The sequence below is a fragment of the Corynebacterium sp. HMSC06G04 genome (genome assembly GCF_001807365.1).
GTDB classification, from domain to species: domain Bacteria; phylum Actinomycetota; class Actinomycetes; order Mycobacteriales; family Mycobacteriaceae; genus Corynebacterium; species Corynebacterium simulans.
The window spans coordinates 86,408-93,035 of the sequence record NZ_KV788590.1 but is presented as its reverse complement, the minus strand read 5'-3'; the positions used below and the strand labels follow the sequence as shown (position 1 = coordinate 93,035).

At 52.3% G+C, this 6,628-nt stretch carries 5 protein-coding genes; all 5 read right to left on the bottom strand.

What is annotated here, in order from left to right; all coding sequences use genetic code 11:
- Positions 1-88 precede the first annotated feature (88 nt).
- Genes HMPREF3158_RS01530 through HMPREF3158_RS01510 form a run of 5 tightly spaced genes read right to left on the bottom strand, consistent with a single transcriptional unit; the run spans position 89 to position 6,433 of the window.
- On the bottom strand, positions 89-1,861 hold the full coding sequence (locus tag HMPREF3158_RS01530; RefSeq protein WP_061921189.1) for an ABC transporter ATP-binding protein: 1,773 nt from the start codon (positions 1,859-1,861) through the stop codon (positions 89-91).
- Positions 1,854-3,602: an ABC transporter ATP-binding protein gene (locus HMPREF3158_RS01525; RefSeq protein ID WP_062036170.1), complete on the bottom strand. Its 1,749-nt coding sequence runs from the start codon at positions 3,600-3,602 to the stop codon at positions 1,854-1,856. Before HMPREF3158_RS01525 ends, HMPREF3158_RS01530 begins: the two co-directional genes overlap by 8 nt.
- 7 nt (positions 3,603-3,609) lie before the next feature.
- On the bottom strand, positions 3,610-5,079 hold the full coding sequence (locus tag HMPREF3158_RS01520; protein WP_062036168.1) for an ABC transporter ATP-binding protein: 1,470 nt from the start codon (positions 5,077-5,079) through the stop codon (positions 3,610-3,612).
- Positions 5,076-5,747 (bottom strand): energy-coupling factor transporter transmembrane component T family protein, encoded by a 672-nt coding sequence (locus HMPREF3158_RS01515; RefSeq protein ID WP_235591016.1) that lies wholly within the window; start codon positions 5,745-5,747, stop codon positions 5,076-5,078. Before HMPREF3158_RS01515 ends, HMPREF3158_RS01520 begins: the two co-directional genes overlap by 4 nt.
- Before the next feature lie 50 nt (positions 5,748-5,797).
- Positions 5,798-6,433, bottom strand: coding sequence for an MptD family putative ECF transporter S component (locus tag HMPREF3158_RS01510; RefSeq protein WP_061921197.1), 636 nt, complete (start codon positions 6,431-6,433; stop codon positions 5,798-5,800).
- Positions 6,434-6,628: the final 195 nt, after the last annotated feature.

The window sequence follows — 6,628 nt, the reverse complement described above, 5'->3', positions numbered from 1 at the left end:
GCCCTGGGGTGGAACTGCTAACAACGTAATGGGAGAGAGGGGGAGAGAAGGGTGTCCCCCGCAAACAATGCCGATCTCGGTGCCCGCGTTAATCGCGTCCCGAACTGATTTTCCACCCGCTTGCTGCTTTGCGTTGCTGCCAGAAGTGACGGTAGATACCAGGGACATCGGAAAGCTCAGAATGCGTGCCTAGCTGGCTGACTTGCCCGTGTTCATCCAAGACTACGATTTGATCAGCAGATTTGATTGTATCCAGCTTATGGGCGATGACAATAAAAGTAGATTGCTCCCGTAGCTCGTCCATCGCAGCAAGAATGTTTGCCTCATTTTCTGCATCGAGCGCGGAGGTAGCCTCATCAAAGAGTACAATCGGCGCTTGCTTGAGAAGCGCGCGAGCTACAGATACGCGCTGGCGTTCACCACCGGATAGAAGCCGCCCGCCTTCACCAACAGGAGTATGCCACCCTAGGCGGTTGGCAATAGAAGTCACGCCTGAAAGATCAGCTGCGCGGAAGACTTCCTCATCGGAGGCGTCGGGACGACCAACGCGGATATTAGCGATTAACGAGTCGTCGAAGAGGTAAACGTCCTGAAAGACCATGGACAGTCTGGACATTAACTGTTCGGTTCCAAGCTCGCGGATATCTACGCCGTCAACCATCACCGCCCCGGAATCTACATCCCAGAATCGCGAAATAAGGCGCGCAATTGTGGTCTTTCCGGAGCCAGAAGGACCGACAATGGCGGTAACGGTGCCTGGTCGAGCATGGAAAGTGACATCTACCAATACTGGTTTATCGCCGTATCCAAACGTGACATTAAGCAGCTCGACATTTCCCGAACCATCGCCTAGGCGCGGAGTAGTGGGTTCTGGCAGGGAAGGGGCATCGGTGATGAGCTCAGTTTCTGTGAGCGCGATACGGCCGGCATCTAAACCGACGAAAGAAGAACCCAGCTGTTCAAGCGTGCGGGTAAACCTCAAGCTGATTCCGATGATCGCAATTGTTTCTAGTGGCGATAGGGCGCCTTCAACGGCAAGATCCGCGGAGACCATAATGAGAGCCACAATGAAGATCTGCACTATTATGCCGTTGAGTAGCAAAGCTAATGTGGATACCCATAGCTCGCGTATTCGTGCTTTATGGTCGATTTCTAGCGCTTGCTCTAGTGGCGCAAAAACTTGTGATTGTCCTGCCGCGCGCAGGGCTGGTTGACGGTTAGCAAATTCTACGATGCGCTGGGAGAGCTCTTTACTCGGCCCCAGTGCGCGGTTCGATGCTTTCTCACGAATCCATGCAGCCAACTGCATCACCACGAGCGCCAATGGTGCGATGATAAGAAGGACCAAGCCCAGCTTCGGGTTCCAGAAACACGCTCCTACTAACAAGGTGACAAGTGCCGCGCTATCGCGGTATATCGTTCCTTGAATATGCGCAATGGTCTCGGCCGCCACCATAAAGCGATCTGAAACGAGGCGAGATAGGCCGCCGGTATTAGCCGGTACGAACCAGCCGAGCGGTAGCGTTGCTAATTTATCGCCCACAGTCGTGTGCGCGGCTCGGATGAAATCCAAGGCCGTGTGGTAAGAGGCCATGGTTGCGAAAAATCGTAGCGCAAAAGCTACGAGCGCAATTGCCAAAAGCGTCCACATCCATGGTGCGATCGTCGTATCCCCATCGAGTGCCTTTGTAAGTGGCACGAGCGTGAGAACGGCGAGGCCATCAAGCACGCCAACGATAAGCGATAGACAAGCATACCTTTTATTGAGCTTATGGCCTACAGGACTTTGCAGCTTTTTGACACTGCGAGTGAGTAGCGGATCACGAAGACGCGAACTAACAGGCGTAGTGGCATTAGACATGAGAATTATCCTTCATAGGCTTGAGGCAGATTATTTGGTCTGCTCCTTGGATGGACTCCGGCTTGTGGGCGATGACTAAGACGGTCTTGCCTCTGACGAGTGTGGCTAGAGCTGCTTGAATTTCTGCTTCGCAGTCAGGATCAGTTGCCGCAGTAGCTTCATCCAGGATCAAGATTGGGGCATTGGTAATGATTGCCCGGGCAATAGAAATGCGTTGCTGTTGTCCACCGGATAAAGAGGTGTCCTCACCAACAACGGTGTCGAGCCCAGCCGGTAAAGCGCGAATATCAGCAGCTATGTGCGCAGCCTCTGCGGCTTGCCAGATCTCTTCATCGCGGGCTTCTGGGCGTGCAAGGCGAATGTTTTCCCGAATACTCATACGCAGTAAGTGAGGATCTTGTAAGACGAAAGCCACAGTGCGGTACAAACTGTCGAAAGTGAGATCACGGATATCCACGTTGTTGATAGTGATTGTGCCCGAATCTGGATCCTGGAAACGCGCCAGCATCGTTGCTGCTGTGGATTTGCCAGACCCGGAGGGGCCAATCAATGCCGTGACAGTGCCTGCATTTAGTTGCGCAGAAAAGTCTTGGAGGACTGGTGTGTCTGGGGCGTAGCTAAAGCTGACCTTATGGAACTCCACCTCCATGTCTTGACTACTGGCATCGAGTCTCTTTTGGCCTTCTTTCACATGGGAAATTGTCATGACTTCATCAAGGCGCAACGCCGCATTGCCAGCGAGCTGGTAAGACCACATCATTTGGCCGACGGTTTGAATCGTGCCTGGGAGCACCAGCGCAATTAACGTTGTTGCGATGACTTCAGCGACCGTGACATAGCCACCAGCTATCAGCAGGGAACCGACTCCTAGATTGATAAGGATGAGGACAGGAACCGCCACCACAGACTCTGAGATTGCGGAAACACGCAGAAGCGGACGTACCCACTCGTAATAGAATTCCGCGAATTTTTGGGCAGCTTCGCGATATCGAGCGTGGGCTTTGCCAACGGTGCCGAAAGCCTTGACGACGGAAATACCTTCGGAGAACTCCACCGCAGTCGCAGAGACCTCACCCAGATAATTATCCATTTCCGCAGTTTTTGTGCCCATATCTTTCATTGAATATGCTTGGATTGCTAGGAAAATGGGCACAGTGGCAATAGAAAGTAGACCAAGGCGCCAATCCAAGAAAAAGGCATAAACCAGAAGCGCGAGGGGCGTAAAGATCGCGGCGACCTTCTCTACAGGAGCATGGGCTGTCAGGGTGTGCAGAGTTAACGTATCGTCCTCGACGGCTTTGCGGACTTTGCCGGAATTAGTCTGGCTAAACCACGAGAGTGGTGCTTTCGCAATAGCGGTAATAATTCGGCGCCGGTTAATCCCCACCAGCTTTGCATCAGCGAAGTGGGTGATTGCAAGGGCAAGGAAATAGAAGAATAGCTGGCCCAAAAATGCAGCAAGTAGCCATTTCACAATGGACGCGACGTCATCAGTTTTGCCGTCGATTAGAGCATTTCCCAGTGCCACCAACGCGACGTAGGGTGCTACGGCGAGTACCGAGGATATAAGCGCGAGAAACTGTGCGAAGTAGATGGTTGTTTGCACTGGGGCCAGTAGTTTTTTTAGAGCGACCTGGCCGGCTTTTAGTTTTGCGTGAGCCTCTTCTTCCGGTGACGCACCGTGTGATTCTGGTGCGTGGGTTCCGCTTGATTCTGTGGAACTTTGTTTTAGTTCAGACATTTCTTTCTCAATTCTTGTTGATGTCAGTCATATCGATGATTCTGGTGACTGATTCTTGGATGAATTCGTGGTCATGGGTGATGACGATGACCACTGCTCCGCTTGCTGCAAGAGATCGAAGTAGCGCAGAGATGGATTGCAGTTGGCGCCAGCCCACGCCAGAGGTAGGTTCATCGAAGATGTAGATCGCTGCTTGCTCGGCTTGGGCTGAAGCTATGGCTAAGCGTTGCCGTTGCCCACCGGACAGAGACTGCGGATGCCGTTGGGCCATTCCTGCCAGATCGAGGCGATGGAGAATCTCATTGACATCGATGTGGTCCCGCTTCTTCTTTGCCAGTCCGAGCGTGACTTCTTCTTCGGTGGTGGCTGCGAATAATTGGCGGCCAACATCTTGCATCACCATGTACGCGGCACGTCTGCGGGCAGCCGCTCCTACTCGTTTGCTGTTCAAACGGAGACTACCGCCGCGTTTGGGAGAAGCAAGACCACAAATGATCCTGGCGAGGGTGGTTTTTCCAGCGCCGTTGGGCCCGATTAAGGCGGTGACTTCGCCGCTGGGGAAAAATGCGTGGTCAATGTTTAATACCTCATGTGCGCCATAAGAAAAACAGATGTTGCTTAGCTCGAGTCCGCTCCGCTGGGGATCGGCGTTTTCGAGCGTGGGTGGTACCGGCACGCTCGCGGGCAGGGGAACATGGTGTAAGCTGCGTAGCCCCAATTGTTTGCGTTCGGGTTCGTCTAAGGCATAAAACTCCTGAGCGCGGAAACTCCGCGTTATTTTTCCCTGAGTCAAGTAAATAACTTGGTCAGCGATATCTTTTAAGAAAAAGAGACGGTGATCAGCGATAATGATCGTTGTGCCTAATTCCTTCAAGCGGTGTAGCACGCGTGCAAGAATATCGATGCTTTCCATGGAGAGATTGGACGTGGGTTCATCGAGAAGCACGAGACTGCCCGGGGACACAAGCGCGCATGCGCATGCCACGGTTTGTAACTGCCCACCGGATAATTCTTTGAATCGCCGGCCCCGAAGATCGTTAATGCCTAGTAGCTCGACCGCTGATTGAATCCTCGACTCAATTTCTTTGGGATCTACACCAAGGTTTTCTAGCCCGAAGGCCAATTCTGCATTGACGCTTTCAGTGAAAAATTGTGTCCTTGGATTCTGGAATACTGAGGCGCTGAACTCGATGGCTCGGGACAGCGGTTCTTCCGCAGGGGTAAAAGCCTGGTCATCCTTTATAATAGTGATGGTGCCTAGTAGCTCTCCTGGATTGAAATGGGGGATGAGTCCGTTGATCAAATTGAGTACCGTGGACTTTCCCGATCCGGAATCACCGGTAATCAGTAGACACTGTCCTGGAGAGACAGAAAAAGACACATCAGATACACCTTGAATGCCTGGCCGAGCTCCCAATGGATATGTAAAAGAAACGTTGTGGGCGTCTACACTGGTTGCGATACTGCGTTCGTTCATAAGTGGACCTCCGTGGGAAGCCAGACAGAGGCAACAACGAGGCCCAACCCAGCTAGTGCAGTTGCATCGACAAGCTTGAAGGAAAGATCGGCGGTGGTGGTTGGGCGTGCGGGTCCTCCCAATCCCCGGACAAGAGCAGAGGCAGCGAGCTCATCACCAGCGCGGACGACGGCACCTAATAAGGGGATGATCAACATCGCGGACGATTGTGTGGGCTGTGTGATCCAGCTTTTTACTCCAGGCTGGAGACCCCGAAGGACCATGGCATCGCGGATGGCTTTGGCTTCTGCCACGATGATCGGCAAAACGCGCAGGAATACCGCCGGTGGAATGGTGGCCCAGCCTGGTAAACGCAGGTCCCGCAGTGCTGAGGTCAACGTGGATGGTGTGAGAGTGAGCAAGCCGAATGCGCCGATGGACATGCTGATGACAAAACGGCTTAGCCACGAAAAAATTGCCGCTGAAAAAGCGAAAAATGTGGAGCCAGGAAGCTGTAATAGGCCCCAGTACCCTAGATAGGATAATGCAAAAGCGAACAGGCAAATAAGACCATAGTGTGGCTTTACTGTAGCTAGTGCGATGGAGCTGAAAGCGATAGAAATCAGCAGTGTCGGTAGGTGGCCGTGGCTGAGAGCTACCGCATTGATTACTAGAACAGAAAGCAGCACGGTCCGTGGATCGATCGAAGATCGACGAAGCACGCCCTGTTTTTGCAGGCTCACAGGAGACCAGCGCTTTCAAAGTGTTTGCGGCTGACGCGAACTCCGACCTTTCCTCCGATAAAGCCGACGATGAGCGCACAAATGGCCAGTACTCCAATGGTCCATGGCTGGAAGATATCCGACATGGCATCGGCATATTCTTGACCCATTTGGTCTGCGATATCGACGTAGTAGGAGTCCGTATCCAGAATTAGCGGGATAAAAGGCATAGAAATCCAGACACAGAAGACGCTGTAGGCAATAGGGAAGGATCTGGCAATACTGAGGTGGCTTTTTGTAATAATCAAATCCGCGATAAACCCTAGAATTATGCTTCCCAGCAGGGTCCAGAAGTAGTGTCCGGTGAGCATGAATGCTAGTCCGTTAATACCACCGACGAGGGTGAAAGCACCCATTTTGGGCGTGCGGGCGGCATAAAGCGCTAGCACGATTCCGTTTGCGATTGCCGCGATGAACCATCCAATAAACATGAATTGTGGTCCTGCGAATCCAATCATTCCGCTTACAAAGGTGATTACAAAGTAAAGTGCAGCAAAGATACCAGCGTTGATGAGATCTCTGGTGTTTAAACGTGCCGTCGCCCCACTGGATGAGCTTGTACTCCGTGCGGGCGTAGAGGACTGTTGGGTCATAGTAAACCTCGATTCATGAACAGCTGGAAAGGCAAGGCTTACCTAATACAGATAGTGCTGTATATAAACTATTTCTAGTTTTGATCTGAAGATTCACCCTTAATGGGGGCGAATGTAGATAAGCGGACATCAAACCAGAGCACGACTACCGACTATGCACCGACAAAGTAAGCACCAACGGCAAGACAACCCTGC

Bases quoted from the DNA above. Each gene is read 5' to 3' on its own strand.
- HMPREF3158_RS01510 (WP_061921197.1), bottom strand. From the start codon at position 6,433: ATGACCCAACAGTCCTCTACGCCCGCACGGAGTACAAGCTCATCCAGT.
- HMPREF3158_RS01530 (WP_061921189.1), bottom strand. From the start codon at position 1,861: ATGTCTAATGCCACTACGCCTGTTAGTTCGCGTCTTCGTGATCCGCTA.
- HMPREF3158_RS01520 (WP_062036168.1), bottom strand. From the start codon at position 5,079: ATGAACGAACGCAGTATCGCAACCAGTGTAGACGCCCACAACGTTTCT.
- HMPREF3158_RS01525 (WP_062036170.1), bottom strand. From the start codon at position 3,602: ATGTCTGAACTAAAACAAAGTTCCACAGAATCAAGCGGAACCCACGCA.